The sequence below is a fragment of the Thauera mechernichensis genome, from assembly GCF_029588855.1.
GTDB lineage: Bacteria > Pseudomonadota > Gammaproteobacteria > Burkholderiales > Rhodocyclaceae > Thauera > Thauera mechernichensis.
In genome coordinates this window covers 1-1,901 of sequence record NZ_JARQZE010000041.1, presented here as the reverse complement: position 1 = coordinate 1,901, position 1,901 = coordinate 1, and the positions used below count along the sequence as shown (strand labels likewise).

Here is a 1,901-nt window from a genome sequence, read left to right as displayed (position 1 = left end):
CCCATGAACGCCACCGAGAAATTCATCGCCGCCACGGCCCATGTGGATGCGGCCGCGATTGCGCCGCTGCCCAACTCGCGCAAGATCTACGTCGAGGGTTCGCGCCCGGACATCCGCGTGCCGATGCGCGAGATCACCCAGAGCGACACCCCGGCCTCCTTCGGCGCCGAGCCCAACCCGCCGATCTTCGTCTATGACTGTTCGGGCCCCTACACCGACCCGGCGGCCAAGATCGACATCCGCTCCGGCCTGCCCGCGCTGCGCCAGCCGTGGATCGAGGCGCGCGGCGACACCGAAGTGCTGCCCGGCCTGTCCTCCGAGTACGGCCGCGCCCGCGCCGCCGACACGGCGCTCGACGAGCTGCGCTTTCCCGGCCTGCACCGCGCCCCGCGCCGCGCCAAGCCGGGTGCCAATGTCACCCAGATGCATTACGCCCGGCGCGGCATCATCACCCCCGAGATGGAATACATCGCCATCCGCGAGAACCTGAACCGCGAGCAGTACATCGCCTCGCTGCGCGCCACCGGCCCCAAGGGCCAGAAGATGGCCGACATGATGCTGCGCCAGCACCCGGGCCAGAACTTCGGCGCCAGCCTGCCGCCGGTGATCACCCCCGAGTTCGTGCGCGACGAAGTGGCGCGCGGGCGCGCCATCATCCCCAACAACATCAACCACCCCGAGAGCGAGCCGATGATCATCGGCCGCAACTTCCTCACCAAGATCAACGCCAACATCGGCAACTCGGCGGTCACCTCGTCGATCGCCGAGGAAGTCGACAAGATGACCTGGTCGATCCGCTGGGGCGGCGACACGGTGATGGATCTCTCCACCGGCAAGAACATCCACGAGACGCGCGAGTGGATCATCCGCAACTCGCCCGTGCCGATCGGCACCGTGCCGATCTACCAGGCGCTGGAGAAGGTCAATGGCAAGGCCGAGGAGCTGACCTGGGAGATCTTCCGCGACACCCTGATCGAGCAGGCCGAGCAGGGCGTGGACTACTTCACCATCCACGCCGGCGTGCTCTTGCGCTACGTGCCGCTCACCGCCAACCGCATGACCGGCATCGTGTCGCGCGGCGGCTCGATCATGGCCAAGTGGTGCCTGGCGCATCACAAGGAGAGCTTCCTCTACGAGCACTTCGAGGACATCTGCGAGATCATGAAGGCCTACGACGTGGCCTTCAGCCTGGGCGACGGCCTGCGCCCGGGCTCGATCTACGACGCCAACGACGAGGCCCAGCTGGGCGAACTCAAGACCCTGGGCGAGCTCACCGACATCGCCTGGCGCCACGACGTGCAGGTCATGATCGAGGGCCCCGGCCACGTGCCGCTGCACCTGATCAAGGAGAACATGGACCTGCAGCTCGAGTGGTGCAAGGAGGCGCCCTTCTACACCCTGGGCCCGCTGACCACCGACATCGCCCCGGGCTACGACCACATCACCAGCGGCATCGGCGCGGCCACCATCGGCTGGTACGGCACCGCCATGCTGTGCTACGTGACGCCCAAGGAGCACCTGGGCCTGCCCAACAAGCAGGACGTCAAGGAAGGCATCATCACCTACAAGCTGGCCGCGCACGCCGCCGACCTGGCCAAGGGCCACCCGGGCGCGCAGATCCGCGACAACGCCTTGAGCAAGGCGCGCTTCGAGTTCCGCTGGGAAGACCAGTTCAACCTCGGCCTCGACCCGGACAAGGCCAAGGAATTCCACGACGAGACCCTGCCCAAGGACTCGGCCAAGGTGGCGCACTTCTGCTCGATGTGCGGGCCGCACTTCTGCAGCATGAAGATCACCCAGGACGTGCGCGACTTCGCCGCACAGCAGGGCATCGACGAGACCGAGGCGCTCAAGAAGGGCATGGAGGTGAAGTCGATCGAGTTCGTCAAGAGCGGTGCCGA

1 protein-coding gene is annotated in these 1,901 nt (G+C 66.8%); it reads left to right on the top strand.

Annotated features, from left to right (window positions below):
• Positions 1–3: 3 nt before the first annotated feature.
• The coding region (gene thiC / locus P7F68_RS19840; protein WP_277835657.1) for a phosphomethylpyrimidine synthase ThiC at positions 4–1,901 on the top strand (1,898 nt) is incomplete at its 3' end.